A 20308-nucleotide genomic window follows, 5' to 3' on the forward strand; every position below is an offset into this window, starting at 1 on the left:
GAGGGGCCTGTGGCCCCTGGAGTCATGTCCCCTACCAGTAGTTTTCCATGCTGATATTGCCGGGGGCGCGACGCAGGTTCTTGGCAAGCCCCAGCCCGAGCAGGGCCTGCTGAGTCTCTTTCACCATGGCGGGGTTGCCGCAGATCATCACTTGGCTCAACTCGGGGGAGAAGTTCAGCCCCACCCTCGCCTGCAAGCTGCCATCGACGATGGCTGCCGGGATACGCCCTGCCATCGCCTCCGGCCAGGTCTCACGACTGACGAAGGGAACATAGCGAAAACGCTCGCCATGCTGCTCGGCAAAACTGGCGATAAGCGGCTGATAGCTGAGCTCTTCCCCTTTTCTCACCCCATGTACCAGCACCAGATGCTCGAAGCGGTCGAAGACCTGTCCTTCTGCCAGCATGGCGAGGAAGGGGCCGATGGCGGTGCCGGTTGAGAGCAGCCAGAGATCCCGTCCCGGGGGAATCTCATCCAGGGTCAGAAAACCGGTGGCCTGGGACTGCACCAGCAGGCCGTCGCCCACCTGCAGGGAACCGAGAGAGGGGCTCAGTTCACCGCCGGGGATCTCCACCAGATAGAATTCGTGATAGGGCGTGCCGGGAGGATTGACGAAGGAGTAGGCACGCTGGACTCGACGCTCGCCCTGCTCCAGGGCCAGCTTGGTGAATTGACCCGCCTTGTAGGGGGCAAGTTCCGCCTCCACACGCAGGGAGAGCAGGGTGGGTGTCCACTCGATGCGCTCGATGACCCGACCTTCAACCCAGGCAGCCATAAAGGTTCTCCTCCAGAGGAACAGACCTTCACTTTACCCCTTGATCTGAAAATAAAAAACCCGCGCATGTGCGCGGGTTTTTCTGCAAGAGCGGAACGCTATTACAGAGCAACAACCTGGATTTGTACGGTTGCTTTGACGTCAGCGTGCAGCTGAACAACAACTTCGTACTCACCGGTGTTACGCAGAACGTTGCCCATGCGGACTTCGCTCTTGGCAACGGCTACGCCGGCAGCAGTGATGGCTTCAGCCACGTCACGGGTACCGATGGAACCGAACAGCTTGCCTTCGTCGCCAGACTTGGAGGCGATGACAACGGCAGCCAGCTCACCCAGCTTGGCAGCGCGCTCTTCGGCAGCAGCCTTGTTGGCAGCCAGTTTGGCTTCCAGCTCAGCGCGACGAGCACCGAAGGCTTCGATGTTGGCCTTGGTGGCCATAACAGCTTTGCCTTGCGGGATCAGGTAGTTACGGGCATAACCAGCTTTTACGGAAACTTGGTCACCCAGACCGCCCAGTTTGGCGATCTTATCGAGCAGGATAACTTGCATTACCTTTCCTCTATAGATTTCGTTGAGTTAGGCGTAAGCGCCGGGCCGATTCTTACTTGTTGTGCAGATCGGTGTACGGCAGCAGAGCCAGGTAACGAGCACGCTTGATGGCGCGTGCCAGCTGACGCTGATACTTGGCGCGGGTACCGGTGATACGGCTCGGTACGATCTTGCCAGATTCAGTGACGTAGTTTTTCAGAGTAACGATATCTTTGTAGTCGATCTCGGTAACGTTCTCGGCGGTGAAGCGGCAGAACTTACGACGACGGAAATAACGTGCCATGGCCTTTATCCTCTAATGCGGTGATCTAAGAATTACTCTTCGGAAGACGCTTCAACAGCATCTTCGCGACGCTCGTCGTCACGACGGGTGAAGCGCTCTTCCTTGGCCTTGGCCATCGGAGAAACTTCAGTCACGGCGTGCTTGGTGCGCATGATCATGTTGCGGATAACGGCATCGTTGAAGCGGAAGTTGGTTTCCAGCTCATCGATAACGGCCTGTTCAGCTTCTACGTTCATCAGAACGTAGTGAGCCTTGTGCAGCTTGTCGATCGGGTAAGCCAGTTGACGACGGCCCCAATCTTCCAGGCGATGAATGGTACCACCAGCGGTGGTGATAGCGCCGGTGTAACGCTCGATCATGCCAGGTACTTGCTCGCTCTGGTCCGGATGAACCATGAAGACGATTTCGTAATGACGCATTTTAGCTCCTTACGGATTAATTCAGCCTCCGCCCAGGTGCAGCCAGACCTCGGAGGCAAGGAACATAGTGATGTTTAGACGCTGCTTTCTAGGGCGGCGTATTGTACGAAATCACCTCTCCCACTGCAACTGGCGAAGCGAGATGTTTTTCTCGATGAGCCCGATACAAAACTTTAATTGATAACAATTATCATTTAGATCCATACTCTCCTCATATCCCCACGGAGGATGACAGTATGCAACCTGCGCTCACCACGGCCATCCCGGCCCGCAAATTCAAGCTGACCCTGCTCGGCCCCGCCTTCATCGCCGCCATCGGTTATATCGACCCGGGCAATTTTGCGACCAATATCCAGGCCGGCTCCACCTTCGGCTATCAACTGCTGTGGGTAGTGGTGTGGGCCAACCTGATGGCCATGCTGGTGCAGACCCTCTCGGCCAAGCTCGGTATCGTCACTGGCAAGAACCTGGCGGAACACATTCGTGATCGTCTGCCCAGGCCCGCAGTCTGGGCCTATTGGGTGCAGGCCGAGATCATCGCCATGGCCACCGATCTCGCCGAGTTCATCGGCGCTGCGGTCGGCTTCAAACTGCTGCTCGGCATCACCCTGCTGGAAGGGGCCTGCATCACCGCCGTGGTCACCTGGGGGATCCTGATGTTGCAATCCCGCGGCCAGAAGCCGCTGGAGTTCGTGGTGGGGGGCCTGCTGCTGTTCGTGGCCGCCGCCTACATCGTCGAGCTGGTGTTCTCGCGCCCCCATCTGCCGAGTCTGCTGGAAGGGGCACTCTTCCCCGGTCTCCCCAATGGTGATGCTGTCTATCTTGCTGCCGGCGTGCTTGGTGCCACCGTGATGCCCCATGTCATCTATCTCCACTCGGCCCTGACCCAGCACACCCAGGAGCAGGGCACGGTGACCCAGCGACTGCACACCACCCGGGTCGACGTGGCCATCGCCATGACCATCGCCGGCTTCGTCAACCTGGCCATGATGGCCATGGCGGCGGCCGCCTTCCACAGCTCCGGCAACCAGCAGGTGGCCGAGCTGGAATCGGCCTACCAGACCCTCACGCCCCTGCTGGGACCGGCAGCCGCCACCCTGTTCGGCCTCTCCCTGGTCGCCTCCGGCATCTCCTCCACCGTGGTGGGCACGCTGGCCGGCCAAGTGGTGATGCAGGGCTTCGTGCGCTTCACCATCCCGCTCTGGCTGCGCCGAGCCATCACCATGGCTCCCGCCTTCGTGGTGATCGCCATGGGCCTCAACACCACTGAAATCCTGGTGTTGAGCCAGGTAGTGCTGAGCTTCGGCATCGCCCTCGCTCTCATTCCGCTGCTGATCCTGACCGGTGATCGCGCCCTGATGGGGGCACATCGCAATCACCCCGTCACCCAGGCCGTGGGGCGCCTCATCGTCGCCCTGGTGATCGGCCTCAATGCCTATCTGCTGGTCACCACCCTCTAACGCCATCTTGAGGCTCATTGACCCGGGTTGATGAGCCTCTTCGCACTTTCGCGTATGCTGCCCCTTTCCCTTCTCATCATCTCGTTGCGGGAGCCCTGCCATGGAACATACCCGAGCCAGCTTCGTACTGGGCCACCATCAGGAACAGGCCAGCGTCGTCTGTTGCAAACAGGGGGATCCGACCCTGCTGGTCACCGACCTCACCCCCTTTCATCCCCAGAGCCACCTCTGGCCCGATCAACCCGGTGACGTGGGCACAGTGCGCTGGGAAGGGGGGGAAGCGGCCGTGGGCCCCTGCCGCATGGGCGCCATCAGTCCCGAGGGCGAGCTGTTCGTGGATACGGAGATTCCGGTCAAGCGAGGGGCGGATGGGTGGGCTTTCGTGGTGGTGCATCCCCTCGCCGGTTCCCATCACCTTGCCATTGGCTCGCCTGTGGAACTGACAGTGGATGCCGAGGCACGCCATGCCCTGAGCCTGGGCCACAGCGCCTGCCACCTGGTGGCACTGGCCCTCAATCGGGCGCTCACGCCCTATTGGCGAAAGGAGACGAGCGAGCTTGACGCTCTCGGGCAGCCGGATTTCGACCGCCTCGCCATCCAGCACTCCCGGGTCGAGCCCAGAGGATCAAAGGAGCAGTACCGGATCGGCAAGAGCCTTCGGAAAAAGGGAATCAACAGCGAGGCACTGCTGGCCGACCTCGACAGGATAGCGCTCCAGGTCAACGAGCAGCTGATGCGCTGGCTCAAAGAGGGAGGCGAGATCCGCCGCAGCCGGGCCGGTGATGCCATCATCGATTCCCGCTACTGGCATGGCATGGTGGACGGTCGGGAGATCACCATTCCCTGTGGCGGCACCCATGTGGGCACTCTGACCGAGTTGGGCCAGGTTCAGGTGACGCTGGCCTCCAGTGAAGAGGGATTTACCCTCACCACCCGGGTCACCCCCTGAACTAGCCCAACCCGCCTGATGCCGCACCACCCTGACCGGGGCGGTGTCCCAACAGAGAGACCGCAGGCAGATCAGCGCGGCGGTATCTCACCCCGGGCTGACGACCCCATGGCCACGGGGTAGCAAAAAACCATGCGATGCACCACGGGTGAGGGGCCAGTTGCCCCTTTCCTGGCGCCTGACGGCGTCAGGCAGGCTCCCTTCGCATCCCCATGTGAGGGATGTCATCTTCCAGATACCCTTCCCCTTCGGCCACGAAGCCATGCTGGCCGTAAAAACCTTGCAGGTGGGCCTGTGCACCGAGCCAGATGCTGTGTGCAGGCCAGCGTGTCTCGCACTCTCTGACCGCTTGCGCCAGCAGGCGGTGACCCAGTCCGCCCCCCCGCAACGTGGGAGAGGTGACCACGCGGCCGATGGCGGCGCCGCTGTCATCACCAATGCCAGGTGCCATGATGCGGGCATAGGCCGCCAGGTGCTCCCCCTCACGACCGAGCAGATGCAGCACGCCGTCACGGCGATCCAGGCCGTCCAGATCCTGGAAGGGACAGGTCTGCTCCACCACGAACACCTCGGCGCGCAGGGCAAGCAGCTCATACAATTCATCCGTGGTCAGCTCGGACCAGGATTTCATACTCCAGTTCATGAATGACTCCTGTTTAATGGGGTCTGACAGCATAATCTTGCCCCCGACGAGGGGCATTAACCTTGGTTAAGTTGCCCCCCTTTTCATCCAATGCGGACATGGCCGGCAAAGAGCCGATCTCTGCCCAGGTTCATCGGCCCCCCCCTGGCTCAACCCTGATCGCGCGTTTTCAGCCGCCTGCGGATGCGGCTCAGGCTGATGGGGGTGATCCCCAGATAGGCGGCAATCTGGTGATCCGGGACCCTGGCATCCAGCGCGGGGAAGCTTCGCAGAAAATGCTGATAGCGCGCCTCTGGGCCCCCGGTCAGCAGCAACAGCTCTTTCTCCTCCTTGATGCGCAGTTGCACTTCAAGGAGATGGTGATACCAGGCGGGCCAGCAAGGGAGTCGGCGCAGATCCGCCAGCGGAAGAAGTTGCAGCCGGCAAGGCTCCAGCGCCTCCACGCTGTAGCGGGCGGGCTCACCACTGAGCAGGTGGTGGAAGTCGATAAACTCGTCCCCCTCCCAATAGAACTCCTTGATGTACTCGCGGCCATCCGCCAGCACCACCTTGGCCCGCAGCAACCCCTCCTCCACTCTGACCAGCAGCGCCGGACTGTCACCGGCATGCCAGAGGCAGGTGCGAGGGGGCAAGGTCAGGGAGCGGACAAAAGAGAGGAGGCGCTCGGCCTCCTGCTCATCTGCAACCCGTTCCCAGACAAAGGGGGGTCTGTCGGTCATCGTCTTGTCAGACGCGGCGCTGGCGCACGGCTTCGAACAGGCAGACACCGCTCGCCACCGAGACGTTGAGGCTGGATACTGCCCCCGCCATCGGGATGCTCACCAGCTCGTCGCAATGTTCGCGGGTCAGGCGGCGCATCCCCTTGCCTTCGGCCCCCATCACCAGCGCCATGGGGCCGGTGAGTTTGGCCTGATAGAGATCGTGATCCGCCTCACCGGCGGTACCCACGATCCAGACGCCGCGCTCCTGCAGCTCGCGCAGGCTGCGGGCCAGGTTGGTGACCTGGATGAGCGGCACCACTTCGGCAGCGCCACAGGCGACCTTGCGCACCACGGACGTGAGGCCTGTGGCCTTGTCCCGCGGCACGATCACCGCATGTACCCCGGCCGCATCGGCACTGCGCAGACAGGCGCCGAGATTGTGCGGGTCGGTCACCCCGTCCAGTACCAGCAGGAAGGGCGCTGTCTCTTGCGCCGCCAGACCGTCCAGCAGGCTGGCCAGGTCGTGCTCGGCCAGCTTGGGCGCTTCAATCACCTTGGCCATGATGCCCTGGTGATTGTTGCCTTCCGCCTTGTCATCCAGCGTCTTGCGGTTCACGCTCTGCACCCTGATACCGAGGGACTCCAGCTCGGCCAGCAGGGGATGCAGCCGCTCGTCATCGCGGCCCTTGAGAGCCCATACCTCGATGAAGCGCTCGGGGGTACGCTCCAGCAGCGCGGAGACGGCGTGAATGCCGTAGATCAGTTCAGTACTCATTTAGTGCTCTTGGCCTTGTCGCGAGCCTTTTTGCTCGGTCGTCTGTTGCTGGGCTTGGCACGGCCACCCTTATCGGATTTGCCGCTCTCCTTGCCCTCTTTGCGTTTCTCGTGGCGCTGGGCGCTCTTGGCCTTCTCTTTCTTGATCTCGGCCTGCTTGCGCGCCATCTCCTTGGCATTCTTGCCGGTGGCCTTGAGGGGCTCTTCCACCATCACGAAGTCGATCTTGCGATCGTCCAGATTCACGCCCATCACCTTGACCCGCACCTTGTCACCCAGACGATAGCGACGGCGGAAGTTCTCGCCGATCAGCTGCTGGTGCAGCGGGTCGAACTGGTAGTAGTCGTTGGTGAGGGTGCTGACGTGCACCAGACCGTCGATGTGGATCTCCGCCAGACGCACGAAGAAGCCAAAACCGGTGACGCTGGCGATGACGCCGTCAAACTCGTCACCCACGTGATCCAGCATGTACTCGCACTTGAGCCAGTCTGCCACGTCGCGGGTGGCATCATCGGCACGGCGCTCCGTCATGGAGCAGTGCTCGCCCATCGGGTCCACTTCTTCCAGCTGGTAGTGGTAGCCACCGCTCGGCGTCCACTTGTGGCGCAGGTTGGCCTGCTGCTCCTTGGCGGTCTGGTACTTGATCGCCCGGTGCAGGATGAGATCCGGGTAGCGACGGATCGGCGAGGTGAAGTGCGCATAGGACTTCAGGGCCAGACCGAAGTGACCGATGTTGTCGGCCTGATAGATGGCCTGACGCATGGAGCGCAGCAGCATGGTGGAGAGCAATTCCGCATCCGGGCGCCCTTCGAATTTGGCGGCCAGGTCGGCAAAGTCCTTCGGCTCGGGCTCCAGGCCCCCCTTGAGCTCCAGACCCAGTTCGGCCAGGAAGTCGCGGAAGCCGGTGAGACGCTCCTCGCCCGGGCGGTCGTGCACCCGGAACAGGGCGGCGGCCTCGTTCTTCTCGATGTAGCGGGCGGCTGCCACGTTCGCCTGGATCATGCACTCTTCGATGATCTTGTGGGCGTCATTGCGCACCAGCGGTACGATACGGTCGATCTTGCGCTGGGCGTTGAAGATGAAGCGGGTCTCCTCGCTTTCGAACTCCACCGCACCGCGTTGATGACGGGCATGCTTGAGCGCCTTGTAGAGGTTGCTCAGCTCCTCGATGTGGCCCACCAGCGGATCATACTGCTGACGCAGCTTGGGATCCCCGTCCAGGATCGCCGCTACCTTGGTGTAGGTCAGGCGAGCGTGGGAGTTCATTACCGCTTCGTAGAACTTGTAGCCGGACATGCGGCCGGCGGCGGAGATGGTCATCTCGCACACCATGCAGAGCCGGTCGACCTGCGGGTTCAGGGAACAGAGACCGTTGGAGAGCACCTCCGGCAGCATGGGCACCACGAACTCGGGGAAATAGACCGAGTTGCCGCGCTGATAGGCTTCGGTGTCGAGGGCCGTGCCCGGTTTCACATAGGCAGAAACGTCGGCAATAGCGACCCACAGGCGCCAGCCGCCTCCGCGCTTGGCTTCACAGAAGACGGCGTCATCGAAGTCACGGGCATCTTCCCCGTCGATGGTCACCAGCGGCAGGGCGCGCAGGTCGATGCGACCCTCTTTGGCCTTCTCCGGCACCTGCTCGCCCAGACCGGCGACCTCCTTGGTCACCTCTTCCGGCCAGGTGTGCGGAATGCCGTGGGTACGCAGGGCGATCTCGATCTCCATACCGGGCGCCATGTTCTCACCCAGGACTTCCAAGACGGTACCGACCGCATTGAAGCGGGCAGTGGCGCGCTGGTTGATGCGCACGACCACGACCTGGCTCTGGCGAGCCCCCTTGTTCTCCCCTTCCGGGATGATGATGTCCTGGCCGATGCGGCTGTCATCGGGTACCACAAAACCGACGCCGTTCTCGACGAAGTAACGACCAACGATGTCCGCCTCGCGGGATTTGAGCAGGCGCACCAGACGCGCTTCCTGACGACCCTTGCGATCGATCTCGGTCGGCTGCACCAGGGCATAGTCGCCATGCATCAGGCGCTGCATCTCGCGGTTGTTCAGGAAGAGATCCGCTCCACCACCCTCGGGGCGCAGAAAACCGAATCCATCTTTGTGGCCAAGCACATAGCCTTTGACCAGATTCAGGCGATCCGGCAGGGCGTAACATTGGTTGCGGGTGAACACGAGCTGCCCGTCGCGCTCCATGGCGCGCAGACGACGTCGCAAGGCTTCCAACGGCTCTTCATCGGTCAGCTTGAGGACCTTGGCCAGCTCTTCCCGGGACATGGGTTTCTCATGGCCCTTGATGAGCTCCAGCAGCATCTCGCGACTGGCGATGGGGTTTTCGTATTTTTCGGCCTCGCGTTGGAGGAAAGGATCTTTTTGAGACATAAGCAGGCCTTAGGGTAGGTAATAACGCAGACATTATATCGGAGGGGGGAGCTAATGGCATCCATCGACTGCCTTTTGGCCATTCTCTCTGTCATACTGGACACAGTTTGCAGGTATGTGAGACTCGGAACTCATGAGCAAGGACTCGTTCGCCCAATCTGCCGCCTATTTGAAACAGGCGGTTCCCCTGATGATCAAGTATCAAATTCCCACCACGCCGAACAACTATCACCTTTGGTACAGCTATGTCTCCGGCGACATGCCCGAACTCAACCATGCCGTCGATCAGGCGATAAAACAACAGGGGACCTTCTCCCTGACCACCTGTGAGCGTCTCTACCACCAGCACCTTGCGGCTCAGGACGAGCAGCAGATCGAGGCGATGAAACTCAACCTGGCGGCCATGGCCAGCGAGCTGAGTCACTCGATGCAGGATGCCATCTCCGATACCGGGCTGTTTCAGGAGATGCTCGACAAGAGTTTCGACAAGCTGAGCAAGATAGACGACGAGGGGCTCAGCCTGGAAGACACCATGGGGATCCTGCGGGATCTCGTGCGCGAGTCGCGTGACGTACGCATGTCCACCCTCCACTTTCGCAACCAGCTCAGCAGCGCCGAGAAAGAGATAAAAGAGCTGAAACAGGCCCTGAACGAGACGAGGAAGCTGGCCACCGAGGACCCGCTCACGTCTCTGCTCAATCGACGCGCCTTCGATCTCGAGATGGACAGCCTCATCCGTAGCAAGCAGCCCTTCTCCCTGATCCTGACCGATATCGATCGCTTCAAGAACTTCAACGACGAATACGGACATCTGCTGGGGGACCAGGTGCTGCGCATCGTCGGCAAGCGGCTGCGAGAGGCCAGCAAGGAGGGCATAACCGCCTATCGCCTGGGGGGTGAGGAGTTTGCCCTCTTGGTGCCAAACCGCGCCCTGGCGCTGACCCGCCAGATGGCCGAGAGCCTGCGTCGCGTCATCGAGCGGATGTCGATTCTGGATCGCAAATCCGGGCGACGCATCGATCACATCACCGCCTCGTTCGGTGTGGGGGAATACATCCCCCAGGAGACGGCAGACACCCTGATCGAGCGTACCGACAAGCTGCTCTACAAGGCCAAAGAGCTGGGACGCAATCGGGTGATGCCACTGCCCTCCTGATCCCACCAGATGCAAAAAGGCCGGTCATTGACCGGCCTTTTTCATGCTTCCCTTCTCGGGATCAGAGGCTTTTCAGCTTCTCTTCCGGCAGGGCCAGCTCGTCATTGTGGTTGACACCGATACCGCGCTCCAGCACATGGCGGGCGATGGCATGGGCCTCTTCCAGCGAGTGCATGCTGTAAGTACCGCACTGGTATTCGTTCAACTCGGGGATCTTGCCCTGATCCTGCACGGTCAGCACGTCGCTCATGGCGGCCTGCCAGGCAGCGCCAACACGGGCTTCATCCGGCGCACCGATCAGACTCATGTAGAAGCCGGTGCGGCAACCCATGGGAGAGATGTCGATGATCTCCACCCCATTCCCATTGAGGTGGTCACGCATGAAGCCGGCAAACAGATGCTCCAGAGTATGGATGCCGCGCTCGGAGAGGATCTCCTCGTTCGGCACGCAGAAACGCAGGTCGAACACGGTGATGGTGTCCTTGTTCGGGGTCTGCATGGTCTTCGCCACCCGCACTGCCGGGGCGGCCATGCGGGTATGGTCGACGGTAAAACTGTCCAATAACGGCATTTCTGACTCCTGATTTGGTTACCAGAACCAGCCCCCGCTGGAGAGCTGATCCTTGCATTGTCGATACTGGGCACCGTAGCGCTGGGCACGGGCCTCCACCTTGCGGGAGACCTTCATCAGCCATCCCTTGCTGCGGTAGCTGCCACGTCGGTAGCCCCCCCAGCCTTCGTGATAATTGAGATACTGGCCATAGGCATCCCACTTGGACGTGCCGTTGAGCCGCTGTGCCTTGTGAGTGTACCAGCCCATGAAATCGATGGCGTCGGCAAAGTCGTCGCGATCGCTCCAGCCGTTGCCGGTTTCCCGCTGGTAGTCGGCCCAGGTTTCGTCTTTCACCTGGGCATAGCCGTAGGCTGAACTGGCCCGCCCGGTGGGGATGAAGAGGAAATACTGCATCGGCGGCTGGGCATCGTGCACGAAGGAGGACTCCTGGTACATCATGGCCATCACTACCTGGACAGGTGTCCCCCACTTCTCGTTCATCTTGAGCGCCGCCTCGTGCCATTCGGGTTTCTCCCGAAAGATCTGGCACAGGTTTTCCGGCTGGGCCGGCGGCCGGGTACTGCACGCGGTGAGTGCCATCAAGCACGCCGCCACGACCCCGATACGGTACAACGACATCAGAACGACAGACTCTTGCTGTTCATCACAGGGCACATCCACCACATCAGATCGCGTCTTCGTTCTCTTCACCAGTACGAATACGAATGACGCGCTCCACCTCGCAGACGAAGATCTTGCCATCACCGATCTTGCCGGTACGCGCTGTGTTCTGGATGGCTTCCAGGCAGGCATCGAGATCCTCGTCCTGCACAACCAGCTCCACCTTGACCTTGGGCAGGAAGTCGACCATGTACTCGGCACCGCGATAGAGCTCGGTATGGCCCTTCTGGCGGCCGAACCCCTTGACCTCGGACACTGTCATGCCGTTGATGCCGATCTCGGCCAGGGCCTCGCGTACATCGTCCAGCTTGAACGGTTTGATGATGGCTTCAATCTTCTTCATGGTGACTCCTTACCAGTTCTGTTTGCCGAACCCGGACGTGATGGGATAGCGGCGGTCCTTACCAAAGTTGCGAGCCGTGATGCGGGGGCCGACGGCGGCCTGACGGCGCTTGTATTCGTTGAGATCCACCAGGCGGATCACCTTGCGTACCACCGCCTCTTCGAAACCTTCCGCCACCATGTCGGCGACAGACGCATCCTCTTCCACGTAGCGCTTGAGGATGGCATCCAGGATGTCATAGGGGGGCAGGCTGTCCTGGTCCACCTGATCCGGTGCCAGCTCTGCCGACGGGGGACGATCGATGACCCGCTGCGGGATCACGTACTCCACGCTGTTGCGATATTCGCACAGCTTGAAGACCAGGGTCTTGGGGACGTCCTTGAGCACATCAAAGCCACCCGCCATGTCGCCATACAGCGTGGCGTATCCCACAGCCATCTCGCTCTTGTTGCCAGTGGTCAGCACGATACGGCGGCGCTTGTTGGACAGCGCCATCAAGAGCACACCGCGGCAGCGGGCCTGCAGGTTCTCTTCGGTGGTGTCGCGGGCGGTGCCTTCAAACAGAGGTGCCAGCTGGGTCATGAAGCCTTCGAACATGGGTTCGATGGAGATGATGTTGAACTCCACCCCCATCCGCTCGGCCTGCTCCTTGGCATCCTCCACGCTCATCTGGGCGGTGTAGCGGAACGGCATCATCACCGCCTGCACCTTGTCCGCCCCGATGGCGTCAGCCGCAATGGCCAGGGTCAGCGCCGAGTCGATACCGCCGGAGAGGCCCAGCACGGCGCCCTGAAAACCGTTCTTGGTGACATAGTCGCGCACCGCCAGCACCAGGGCCTGATAGGTCTCGGCCAACGGCTCCAGCGGCGCGGCGGGTTCCCGCTCCTTCACCGGCTGACCATCGGCAAAGCGCACCAGCGCCAGCTCTTCGGCAAACGGAGCAAGCTTGTGGGTCAGCTCGCCCTGGCTGTTGAACACTTTGGAGCAGCCGTCGAAGATCAGCTCGTCCTGGCCGCATACCTGGTTGAGGTAGATGAGCGGCAGACCGGTCTGATCGCAGCGTTCCGCCATCAGTTCGCGGCGGATCCAGGGTTTTTCCTGATCATAAGGAGAGGCATTGATGGTGAGCAGCAGCTCGGCCCCCGCCGCCTTGGCGGCCAGCGCCGGACCCGGCTGCCAGAGATCTTCGCAGATGAGCAAACCCAGCTGATGGCCACGGAACGGCACCACACAGGTATCGGTCGCCGCAGTGAAGTAGCGCTTCTCGTCGAACACCCCGTAGTTGGGCAAGTCCTGTTTGAAATAACGTGCCCGCAGTTGACCGCGCTCGTAGAGAGAGGCCGTATTGTAAAGCGCCCCCTCTTCGCGCCAGGGATGGCCCACCAGAATGGCACATTGTCCCTGCCATGCCGCGATGCGGGACAGAGCGGCCTCGACCCGGATCATCAGGTCGGCGCGCAGCAGCAGATCCTCAGGCGGGTATCCTGTCAGGGCCAGCTCGGAGCAAACCAGCAGATCGGCCCCTTGCTGATCGGCCAGGGCTGCTGCCGCCAGTACCTTGTCACAGTTATCTTCGATGGCGCCTACCGTCAGATTTAACTGGGCAAGCATCAGAGAGAGGGCTTTTGCCATGGCGATGCATCTTGAATTCGAAAATGATGGGGAATGATAAAGAAAAGGCGCTGGCTGTGCCAGCTCAACACTTGGGCTTTGCGCTGGTGTTCTGGCTGTCTGGAGATAAGATGTAACTAATCGAGGGAGATATTGCCATGATCAAGGACGAGAAAGGATTCACCCTGCTGGAACTGATGATCGCCGTCAGTCTGGGGGTCATCTTGCTTGGTATTGGTGCACCGGCCATGTCGAGCCTGCTCAATGAGAATGCCTTGAAATTTGAATCTCGCACACTCTTGAAATATCTGCGTTTTGCTCGTAGCCAAGCCATCGACAACCAGCAATCTGTCACTGTGTGCCTTGCCAATGCCAGTGACAATTGTGTCACCGCCAATCCGACCCAATTCCTCGTGTTCGTCGACGGTAATGGCAATGACATTTTCAATAACGGTGAGCAGATTCTGGCAAGAAGCCCTCAGCTATCTGACTCGCTGACTGCTGCAAACAATCGAACTTCCACTACCTTCAGCCCTGATGGCACCAGCCTGGGTACCAATGCCACCATCACGCTGTGTCGTTCAGGAAATGCCCAGATAAATCTGGTCATCTCTCCCTCCGGCCGCACCACCCAATCTACCCAGGCAAATATCTGCCTCTGAATGAAGTCCTTCGCTATCGCAGTTGACGGGCATCCTGTTGCTGACCCTCTTTTGACTGGAAATTTTCCTCCGCAGTGCGGCATTCCAGGATTTTCTTCACAGGCTGTACCGCACCATCCACCTCGTATCCTCTTTGTTTGAATTTATCCTGCACCGCCTTTGGCGTGTTGTCTGCCACAGTACCGTGCAGGACAACCTTCTGGCCGTTAACCAGCTCGACATAACATTTTATGTCATCTGCCAAGACGGACCCGGATAACAAGAGGCACAAACCCAACACCCCGCTGCGTGTTTTCATTGTGCCTCTCCTTCGTAGAGGTAAATTTTCTTGGGCGACATATCCATCTCAGCCTCCTCTGCCCCCTGGTTGCACTCTCCCGCTCCGGTACAACGCTCAGGCTCACCATCCCCTTCATCTTTCAGGATGACCTCTTCCCCGACACCGCCTCCAATAATGCGGATCTTGGCATCGTCTCCTGCATGCACCACCAAATCGTCGGCAACCTTGTTCTGTACTTCGACATAACGCTCAGGTGTCTGGTTGCCTTCAAGATCAACCACATAACGGAAGGAACTGCCATAATGCATGTCTACCATGTATTGGCGTGCAGCCCCGATGGATTGAATGGTGCATTGCTGGAACGACTGCACTTGCGGCAGGAACGAGGTGAAGTAAAGCTTGCCCTGAAGTACGACCCCGGCCCCCATGGATTTCTCACCCGGTTCGTTCAACCAATTGACCCACCCTTTGGCAGTGGTAATTCCCGCCTTGGTCACCAATATTCCATCCGTGTTTGTCTGGGCAGACAAAGGATCAGAGGTCACATCATAAAGGTCAGTAATCAAGATGGGGCTTCTTGCCTGCGCATTGGCGGCACGCGGCACGACATCATAATCACGCAACATGAAATAGCCATTGCGGACGGTCGCTTCCGATGAGGGGCGATTGCGGTCTCCACTCCCAATCAGCACTGCATCAAAGGGACGATCCTGATAGGAGTAGACCACATTCCCCCCCACAACGGTGCGGGTGACCTGCTTGTTGATGGTACGCACCACGATAGGCTGGGTGAAGAAACGGCGATCATCTGCTTGAGTGACATCCGACCCCAGGCTGGCAAATTTGAAGACGCTCCAGTCAGATTTGTTGGTGCCTGGGAGATCCATGCGCCAGATATTGCCCCCCGTATCACCCACATAGATGCGATCGACTTTGCCATCACCATCGCTGTCAAGCGTAGCTACCGACCCGGGCATACTGTCGGTCATCCCCGTGACTCTGAGGTTGCTGGTTGAAGTCGCAGCAGGGGTCGCACTGAATATCAGCGCCCCAGTATCGGCATTGACGATGTAGATACCTCTCCCCATGCTGTCACTGGTTCCCAATCCCAGCACGCTCTTGTTCACGTCATAACCGCCAGCAAAGATAAGCACGGGATCACTGACTCCCGGCACAAACGCGACTTCCGGCACCGACCAGGTCAGCCCCAGCTCACCAAAACCAGTCGTCAGACTGTTCAGACGCCATTTCAGTGTCGGCGTATCCGGGCTGGAAACGTTGAATGCATAATAGGCTTTGCCGCCGCTCCTCAAGCCGGTGAATACCCAGACAAAATCGCTCTCCGAGGATTTCAGCACCCCGTTGCGATTGGCATCTTTGATAAGGGCCACCGGAGAAGAGTCAACACCGTAGATATGTTCGGCTGATTCCGCATTGAGACGCAGCGCCTTCTGATTGGCCATGAACTCATAAGGTATCGCCGCCCAGCTTTCGTCTATGGTGCTCCCCATGTCCTTGAACATATGCAGGAAACCGGCATTGGTCCCAAACAGAATACGCAAGTCCGGTGCATCTGTCGGGTTACCGGATTGCGGGCCATAGTTCAGCACCAGGGGACGTGAGTGCAGGGGGTCACCCATGATATGGGCGCGGATCAGGGTTGATGTATCAAAGTCCTCATCATCGACATCCAACCCCTTGGTCCAGTTGATCAGGGAATCGAGTTCAGTCGTCGTAACTGCCTGCATGAAGGTCATGAGCGCGGCTTCACTGCCAGCCTGCGTTACCAGATTTGCCTTGGTCAGCTGATCGAGACGGTTCTGGGCATTGTTGATGACATAGAGGCTGCGGTTGCTTTTCCCCGCCAACATCTCTTGCGCCCCACCTTCGGCCACAACGTTCCCGTCACGGCCGGATGACCAGAAAGTCTGGGCACTGTCGATGATGGTGCCATCAAACTTGATAGCAGGCAGTCCCCGGCTGTCAGCCACATAACCGTCAGGAGAAAAGATCAGTTTTTTCAGATTGCCCCGCCATCTGGGACCATCATCTGGCTCAAACATAGCGTAATAGATGTTGTTGAGACTGCGTGTCCGGTCAAAGTTGTTGCTGGCAATGGCGGGGGACACCAGCGAGGTATTGATCCGCAGGATCGCTAGCAGCGATGCCTTCAACGCATCACTCAAGGCAGAGGCGTTGGTTGCCGGATAATAAACGCCGCCACCACGACGGGCAGTTTCAGCAAGCAAATTACCGGCCCCGCTTATCGCCTCGTCACCAAACCCGACGGTAAAGGTCGTGACTGTCTGGGTACCAGGGGAAACGGCATTCACATCCTTGTGTTTCATATAACCCGCCAATGCGGCCAGATAGCTGCTGGACCTGTTCCCTGACCCATAAGTAACGGTAGTGCCATAAGCCGCTTTTTCATCGCTGGACAATGTATTTATCAATCCCTGGACAAAGGTATTGGCATCCCCATCCTGAGTTGGCTCTCCATCGGTGATGTATATGACGTAACCGTTGTTTGAGCAGTTGTCATAGGGGGCTTGATAGGTACCTGTCGGGCTTTCGGCGGTCGTATCTCTCGTGCCTCCTTGCAAGCCATAAACAACGCTTCGTCCCCCGAAGAAGCGATACGCCTCACTCAACGTCTCGCATAATGGTGTGTTGGTACTGGCAGTCAGTCCTTCGACCCTGTCGAGCAGGTCTTGTTCTCCGGTCTTGCCATTTGACAACGTGATCTCGCTACCCAGAATATCCCGGACAACTCTGCCGCCATTGGTACTGCTACTGTCATTCCTGTTGAAAATAGCCAGACCAAAATCAACCCCGGGTGCAGATGATATCAATCCTTTGACTGCATCTTTGGCAATACGCAGACGAGATTCTATAGAGTAACCCGTAGGCCCGTAATACCACCTGATATAGTTGGCAGAATAAAGGACTACGGCTGTATTGCTGGCATTAACAGAATCTCTTGTTGCCGCTGTATAAAACCATGAGCCTTGATTATTGCTGGTTTTATTGACCGGATACCCGGTGCCAACACTCCAGGTGCCTGTGTATGGGTTCGCAGGGTTATTTGCGGTGACATCCTGCTTGCAATCGACCAAGTCGATGTTGTTTTCCTGATAACCACTAATTGAATACCAGCTTCCCCTACCTCTCCCCGGAGGACTGCCGCTTGTCACTTCATAAGTCCAGACTTGCGACTGAAAATAACCGATATTTGCAAGAGGCACCTTGGAAGTAGCACAAGCGTTCAATTTGTCGGAGAAACGCTTGTTGCTGTTAATGGCGGGGACACTCCCATCGGTTGAGAAATATATATATCGTTTAGTGTTGCTTGTGTCTGGATCATTGCTCAAAGCAGGATAGGCTGTCGCGGGATTGTACGCTTCCTTTATCTGTTCCATGGTATCAGCCATACTGCCGGAGTTATCAAATATCAGCAGCACTTTAGGTCTGAAATCACCGGCCTTATTAAAGTCGTATATAAAAAGCTCGGTGTCATCGGCTCGTGTTGACGTCATGCCAAAAACAAGACTGCACCAGCATAAAATTGAACCGAATCGTTGTAACCACATATCCTTCGCTCCTATTTTGTGAGCAGTGGCTGTTCCACACCCGCAGTCCAGGTCAGCGGGCGAGAATATTTTCCATAATTGACACCGGCCTGTAGCTCGACATATTTGCATACAGGAATCACATTGTTGCTGCTGGCATCCACCTTGCGTTTGCATACGGTTTCTGTGCGATTAGTGAGGGCAACATTAGCTGAATTGTTGCTGCTATTGACACTGATGGCAGCACTCGCCCCCAGCACAGAACCCATGCCTGCAATCACCGTCGATATGTTATTGCTCTGTACAGCCGCTTCGATGATGCCTTCCAGTCTGTGTTCTGCCTGCCTGAAATTGGCCGCAGAACCTGCCATCTTGAGATCCTGCCCGGAGGACTGCATCACCACCACGGCGATCAGCGTCAGAGGTACCAGGATGATCAGCGCGACGATCAGGGCTACGCCATGCTGTGATTTCATGAACCACCTCCAGTCATGACCACCGGGTTGCGTAGCGACACGCTGCTCTCCAGCAGCAAACGACGAAACCCATCCCCATTGCCTGATACGCTGGTACTGCCTACCTGATAGATGTTGTTGTTCACATAGCTGCTGGATGCTTGCGATGATCGCACCAGAATAAAGACACGGGCAGCAACGACACGCCCTTCGCTCCATTCCTGCTCGGTCACGTTTGTAGACGCGACATAGCGATCAATAACCCCATCGGCAACAGGAGTGTCGTCAACACCAAACAACACCGTCATGCGCTCAATCCCTTCCGCCATGGGGCCTCCGATCAGAACCGAGCCCCCATTGGCTGTCAGATAACGCTTTCTCAGTTCCGGGTTGCCTGCGGCATTGGGAGCGAGATAATAGATAAAGTGCTGATATTCCCAGAGCTGACGAGCCGGCATATCTGTCATCGTGGGCACTGTTTCTCCCCCTTTGAACATCAGCGCCGCTTGCGTCGTAGTAGCAAGATAGAAGCGATTGCCAGTAGTTGCGGCATCGGCCAGGGGCAGCCCAATCAATCTCTTGATGCTGATGACATCCGTATTGGCAATACGTGACGTCACGGGAATACAGGCAAAAGCCCCCCCGTTAATCGCCCTGTTGTTGTCCACCCGAGCGACCCAGACCCCCCGATTTGTTCCCACACTGGGTGGCAAGCTGCCACGCCCCAAATTGTCCAGACAATCGTTCGCCGAAAGCACCGCAGACCCGCTGCTGAGAGTCACGCCTTGCCCCGTTGCCATAGGGGAACCGGTGTAGTCCCCCCAGAAGCCCGCCCACTTCAGGTCCTGGGTCACCAGACGCATCGCAATACGCCCATTCTCCTGCAACTCGCTCTGATCGAAAGCATCCTCCGTTGTGGCACGGGAAGCCACGAAGATGCTCAAGCCGCCACCGACCAGAAATACGCCGATCAACATGGCAATCAACCATTCAATCAAGGTGAAGCCGCGGGCATTCATAGTGTGGTCGTCAGTACGAACTGACGCCTCTGTCTGTCTGCCGCATTGCCCAGCCCACAACTGTTGCGCACCGCGGCAACTGCACCGGCACCATCGGACAAAGACTCCCGCCCCTGCCAGAAGATCCCTATGGTCAAACTGTTGTTGGCGCCACGAATCACGCAGCCGACCGGAGATTGCAGAGGTGACGCGGCACCGGATACCGCGGTTCCCAGCAGGGACTGCTGCCAGTAGAAGAGGTCCAGTGCCTGCCGCTCTGTCCTGCTGCAATCTGACATGGTGCCATTGTTGTTGGCACAGCTCGGCATATCCAGGATCGCGTTGCCGGATACCACTGTCGTTCCCTGACCAGCCCAGCTGTCTTTGTTGATCCTGGCGCGTTCCACCAGATCATTGGCCAGCCAGTTGGCGATGGTGCGCTGACGCGCTTCGTAGCTGGAAAACTTGGCGGTAACCTGCATGGCAACCAATCCCAGCAAGCCGAAAGAGAGCACCACGGCCGCAATCATCACCTCCAGCAGGCTGAATCCCCTCGTGTGTCGATGGCGCAGTGGTTTCATCGCCTAGTCCCAGCAAGCATTGTTGACGGTATCCCCGAGCCGGGTGGCACTCCGGGTGCCATCCTGGTCGATGGAGAAAATGATGCAGTCGCTGTCTGACCCCTGCGCACCAGAGGCCGTGGCAAACAGGATGTATGTATTGACCCCGGCCGAGATGACCAGGTGATAGAAGCCGGATTCGGAGTTCTCCGAGATATTCAAATCGGCTGCGGATGAGGTATACCGATTGAAGTCCATAAAATAGGTTTCTTGTCTGTTGGCGGCGTCCAACAGCATTTTTTTGGCATCAATTCGGTGGCTGGACAGCAGGTAACGCTGATAGGAGGGATAGGCAATAGTGCCAAGAATCGCCACGATTGCGACGACAATCATCAATTCAATGAGAGAAAAGCCTCGATAGAACCCAATCATAACCCATCCTTGGTGACTGGCGGTTCATATAGTCTAATGCCGGATAGGTCGCAACGACAAATCCG

General features: G+C 58.5%; 22 protein-coding genes. 4 read left to right on the forward strand and 18 right to left on the reverse strand.

Annotation, left to right across the window (positions count from 1 at the left end; translation table 11 throughout):
• Positions 1 to 31 precede the first annotated feature (31 nt).
• From AB7E19_RS14740 to rpsF, 4 genes are all read right to left on the reverse strand, one after another.
• Positions 32 to 775 carry a ferredoxin--NADP reductase gene (locus AB7E19_RS14740; RefSeq protein WP_319884633.1) on the reverse strand — a complete coding sequence of 248 codons (744 nt, stop codon included), beginning with the start codon at positions 773 to 775 and terminating at the stop codon, positions 32 to 34.
• 101 nt (positions 776 to 876) lie between these two features.
• Entirely contained in the window at positions 877 to 1323 is a 447-nt protein-coding gene (rplI, locus tag AB7E19_RS14745; protein WP_010673120.1) for a 50S ribosomal protein L9, read from the reverse strand.
• Between the two features lie 52 nt (positions 1324 to 1375).
• Complete coding sequence (rpsR, locus tag AB7E19_RS14750; protein ID WP_005313392.1) at positions 1376 to 1606, reverse strand: 30S ribosomal protein S18; 231 nt, start codon at positions 1604 to 1606, stop codon at positions 1376 to 1378.
• Between the two features lie 32 nt (positions 1607 to 1638).
• Positions 1639 to 2025: a 30S ribosomal protein S6 gene (rpsF, locus tag AB7E19_RS14755; RefSeq protein ID WP_005331771.1), complete on the reverse strand. Its 387-nt coding sequence runs from the start codon at positions 2023 to 2025 to the stop codon at positions 1639 to 1641.
• Positions 2026 to 2261: 236 nt separating this feature from the next.
• Here rpsF and AB7E19_RS14760 point away from each other — a divergent pair, with 236 nt between their 5' ends.
• Together AB7E19_RS14760 and AB7E19_RS14765 are read left to right on the forward strand one after the other, a co-directional pair.
• Complete coding sequence (locus AB7E19_RS14760) at positions 2262 to 3485, forward strand: Nramp family divalent metal transporter (protein ID WP_322130929.1); 1224 nt, start codon at positions 2262 to 2264, stop codon at positions 3483 to 3485.
• 100 nt (positions 3486 to 3585) lie between these two features.
• Complete coding sequence (locus AB7E19_RS14765) at positions 3586 to 4434, forward strand: hypothetical protein (RefSeq protein ID WP_102949179.1); 849 nt, start codon at positions 3586 to 3588, stop codon at positions 4432 to 4434.
• Between the two features lie 187 nt (positions 4435 to 4621).
• Here the strand turns inward: AB7E19_RS14765 and AB7E19_RS14770 are convergent, their stop codons facing one another.
• The 4 genes from AB7E19_RS14770 to rnr all read right to left on the reverse strand — a co-directional run bounded on the left by AB7E19_RS14770 (position 4622) and on the right by rnr (position 8943).
• Complete coding sequence (locus tag AB7E19_RS14770; RefSeq protein ID WP_113069612.1) at positions 4622 to 5077, reverse strand: GNAT family N-acetyltransferase; 456 nt, start codon at positions 5075 to 5077, stop codon at positions 4622 to 4624.
• 149 nt (positions 5078 to 5226) lie between these two features.
• Positions 5227 to 5796, reverse strand: a complete 570-nt coding sequence (locus AB7E19_RS14775; RefSeq protein ID WP_010673116.1) for a Crp/Fnr family transcriptional regulator — start codon at positions 5794 to 5796, stop codon at positions 5227 to 5229.
• 7 nt (positions 5797 to 5803) lie between these two features.
• Positions 5804 to 6553, reverse strand: coding sequence for a 23S rRNA (guanosine(2251)-2'-O)-methyltransferase RlmB (gene rlmB / locus AB7E19_RS14780; RefSeq protein ID WP_041214488.1), 750 nt, complete (start codon positions 6551 to 6553; stop codon positions 5804 to 5806).
• Positions 6550 to 8943 carry a ribonuclease R gene (gene rnr, locus AB7E19_RS14785; protein ID WP_049636454.1) on the reverse strand — a complete coding sequence of 798 codons (2394 nt, stop codon included), beginning with the start codon at positions 8941 to 8943 and terminating at the stop codon, positions 6550 to 6552. Before rnr ends, rlmB begins: the two co-directional genes overlap by 4 nt.
• 133 nt (positions 8944 to 9076) lie before the next feature.
• On the opposite strand from rnr, the gene AB7E19_RS14790 reads away from it, so the two are divergent.
• Positions 9077 to 10099: a GGDEF domain-containing protein gene (locus tag AB7E19_RS14790; protein WP_010673113.1), complete on the forward strand. Its 1023-nt coding sequence runs from the start codon at positions 9077 to 9079 to the stop codon at positions 10097 to 10099.
• A gap of 61 nt (positions 10100 to 10160) precedes the next feature.
• Here AB7E19_RS14790 and luxS read toward each other — a convergent pair whose 3' ends face one another.
• From luxS to AB7E19_RS14810, 4 genes are read right to left on the reverse strand one after another with little or no spacing between them, the layout of a single operon-like run.
• Positions 10161 to 10670 (reverse strand): S-ribosylhomocysteine lyase, encoded by a 510-nt coding sequence (luxS, locus tag AB7E19_RS14795; protein WP_010673112.1) that lies wholly within the window; start codon positions 10668 to 10670, stop codon positions 10161 to 10163.
• Positions 10671 to 10688: 18 nt separating this feature from the next.
• The gene (locus AB7E19_RS14800) at positions 10689 to 11291 is read right to left on the reverse strand and encodes a transglycosylase SLT domain-containing protein (protein WP_041214486.1); all 603 of its coding nucleotides are present in this window, start codon (positions 11289 to 11291) and stop codon (positions 10689 to 10691) included.
• A gap of 46 nt (positions 11292 to 11337) precedes the next feature.
• Positions 11338 to 11676 (reverse strand): nitrogen regulatory protein P-II, encoded by a 339-nt coding sequence (glnB, locus tag AB7E19_RS14805; protein ID WP_005308848.1) that lies wholly within the window; start codon positions 11674 to 11676, stop codon positions 11338 to 11340.
• A 9-nt stretch (positions 11677 to 11685) separates the two neighbouring features.
• On the reverse strand, positions 11686 to 13308 hold the full coding sequence (locus AB7E19_RS14810) for an NAD+ synthase (RefSeq protein WP_201926774.1): 1623 nt from the start codon (positions 13306 to 13308) through the stop codon (positions 11686 to 11688).
• 137 nt (positions 13309 to 13445) lie between these two features.
• Here AB7E19_RS14810 and AB7E19_RS14815 point away from each other — a divergent pair, with 137 nt between their 5' ends.
• Positions 13446 to 13949 carry a GspH/FimT family pseudopilin gene (locus tag AB7E19_RS14815; protein ID WP_010673109.1) on the forward strand — a complete coding sequence of 168 codons (504 nt, stop codon included), beginning with the start codon at positions 13446 to 13448 and terminating at the stop codon, positions 13947 to 13949.
• A gap of 13 nt (positions 13950 to 13962) precedes the next feature.
• On the opposite strand, the gene AB7E19_RS14820 is transcribed toward AB7E19_RS14815, so the two are convergent.
• The 6 genes from AB7E19_RS14820 to tppA all read right to left on the reverse strand — a co-directional run bounded on the left by AB7E19_RS14820 (position 13963) and on the right by tppA (position 20243).
• Positions 13963 to 14247 (reverse strand): TapY2 family type IVa secretion system protein, encoded by a 285-nt coding sequence (locus tag AB7E19_RS14820; RefSeq protein ID WP_041210962.1) that lies wholly within the window; start codon positions 14245 to 14247, stop codon positions 13963 to 13965.
• Complete coding sequence (locus AB7E19_RS14825) at positions 14244 to 17765, reverse strand: pilus assembly protein (protein WP_427935890.1); 3522 nt, start codon at positions 17763 to 17765, stop codon at positions 14244 to 14246. The genes AB7E19_RS14820 and AB7E19_RS14825 overlap by 4 nt, the downstream gene beginning before the upstream one ends.
• A 65-nt stretch (positions 17766 to 17830) precedes the next feature.
• A complete protein-coding gene (gene tppD / locus AB7E19_RS14830; RefSeq protein ID WP_143238101.1) occupies positions 17831 to 18274 on the reverse strand; it encodes a type IVa pilus pseudopilin TppD in 444 nt (147 codons plus the stop codon).
• Positions 18271 to 19272 (reverse strand): PilW family protein, encoded by a 1002-nt coding sequence (locus tag AB7E19_RS14835; protein ID WP_143238102.1) that lies wholly within the window; start codon positions 19270 to 19272, stop codon positions 18271 to 18273. The genes tppD and AB7E19_RS14835 overlap by 4 nt, the downstream gene beginning before the upstream one ends.
• Positions 19269 to 19832 (reverse strand): type IV pilus modification protein PilV, encoded by a 564-nt coding sequence (gene pilV / locus AB7E19_RS14840; RefSeq protein ID WP_134997696.1) that lies wholly within the window; start codon positions 19830 to 19832, stop codon positions 19269 to 19271. Before pilV ends, AB7E19_RS14835 begins: the two co-directional genes overlap by 4 nt.
• A gap of 3 nt (positions 19833 to 19835) precedes the next feature.
• On the reverse strand, positions 19836 to 20243 hold the full coding sequence (tppA, locus tag AB7E19_RS14845; protein ID WP_039039991.1) for a type IVa pilus pseudopilin TppA: 408 nt from the start codon (positions 20241 to 20243) through the stop codon (positions 19836 to 19838).
• Between the last annotated feature and the right edge of the window lie 65 nt (positions 20244 to 20308).

Source organism: Aeromonas sp. (assembly GCF_050252055.1).
In the GTDB taxonomy this organism is placed as follows: Bacteria; Pseudomonadota; Gammaproteobacteria; order Enterobacterales; family Aeromonadaceae; genus Aeromonas; species Aeromonas caviae.

Excerpts from the sequence above, each read along its gene's own strand:
- AB7E19_RS14820 (WP_041210962.1), bottom strand. The coding sequence starts at position 14,247 with ATGAAAACACGCAGCGGGGTGTTGGGTTTGTGCCTCTTGTTATCCGGG.
- rpsF (WP_005331771.1), bottom strand. The coding sequence starts at position 2,025 with ATGCGTCATTACGAAATCGTCTTCATGGTTCATCCGGACCAGAGCGAG.
- rnr (WP_049636454.1), bottom strand. The coding sequence starts at position 8,943 with ATGTCTCAAAAAGATCCTTTCCTCCAACGCGAGGCCGAAAAATACGAA.
- rplI (WP_010673120.1), bottom strand. The coding sequence starts at position 1,323 with ATGCAAGTTATCCTGCTCGATAAGATCGCCAAACTGGGCGGTCTGGGT.
- AB7E19_RS14825 (WP_427935890.1), bottom strand. The coding sequence starts at position 17,765 with ATGACGTCAACACGAGCCGATGACACCGAGCTTTTTATATACGACTTT.
- AB7E19_RS14815 (WP_010673109.1), top strand. The coding sequence starts at position 13,446 with ATGATCAAGGACGAGAAAGGATTCACCCTGCTGGAACTGATGATCGCC.
- AB7E19_RS14760 (WP_322130929.1), top strand. The coding sequence starts at position 2,262 with ATGCAACCTGCGCTCACCACGGCCATCCCGGCCCGCAAATTCAAGCTG.
- AB7E19_RS14770 (WP_113069612.1), bottom strand. The coding sequence starts at position 5,077 with ATGAACTGGAGTATGAAATCCTGGTCCGAGCTGACCACGGATGAATTG.
- rlmB (WP_041214488.1), bottom strand. The coding sequence starts at position 6,553 with ATGAGTACTGAACTGATCTACGGCATTCACGCCGTCTCCGCGCTGCTG.
- glnB (WP_005308848.1), bottom strand. The coding sequence starts at position 11,676 with ATGAAGAAGATTGAAGCCATCATCAAACCGTTCAAGCTGGACGATGTA.
- rpsR (WP_005313392.1), bottom strand. The coding sequence starts at position 1,606 with ATGGCACGTTATTTCCGTCGTCGTAAGTTCTGCCGCTTCACCGCCGAG.
- AB7E19_RS14775 (WP_010673116.1), bottom strand. The coding sequence starts at position 5,796 with ATGACCGACAGACCCCCCTTTGTCTGGGAACGGGTTGCAGATGAGCAG.
- AB7E19_RS14810 (WP_201926774.1), bottom strand. The coding sequence starts at position 13,308 with ATGGCAAAAGCCCTCTCTCTGATGCTTGCCCAGTTAAATCTGACGGTA.
- AB7E19_RS14765 (WP_102949179.1), top strand. The coding sequence starts at position 3,586 with ATGGAACATACCCGAGCCAGCTTCGTACTGGGCCACCATCAGGAACAG.
- tppD (WP_143238101.1), bottom strand. The coding sequence starts at position 18,274 with ATGAAATCACAGCATGGCGTAGCCCTGATCGTCGCGCTGATCATCCTG.
- AB7E19_RS14790 (WP_010673113.1), top strand. The coding sequence starts at position 9,077 with ATGAGCAAGGACTCGTTCGCCCAATCTGCCGCCTATTTGAAACAGGCG.
- AB7E19_RS14740 (WP_319884633.1), bottom strand. The coding sequence starts at position 775 with ATGGCTGCCTGGGTTGAAGGTCGGGTCATCGAGCGCATCGAGTGGACA.
- AB7E19_RS14835 (WP_143238102.1), bottom strand. The coding sequence starts at position 19,272 with ATGAATGCCCGCGGCTTCACCTTGATTGAATGGTTGATTGCCATGTTG.
- tppA (WP_039039991.1), bottom strand. The coding sequence starts at position 20,243 with ATGATTGGGTTCTATCGAGGCTTTTCTCTCATTGAATTGATGATTGTC.
- pilV (WP_134997696.1), bottom strand. The coding sequence starts at position 19,832 with ATGAAACCACTGCGCCATCGACACACGAGGGGATTCAGCCTGCTGGAG.
- luxS (WP_010673112.1), bottom strand. The coding sequence starts at position 10,670 with ATGCCGTTATTGGACAGTTTTACCGTCGACCATACCCGCATGGCCGCC.
- AB7E19_RS14800 (WP_041214486.1), bottom strand. The coding sequence starts at position 11,291 with ATGTCGTTGTACCGTATCGGGGTCGTGGCGGCGTGCTTGATGGCACTC.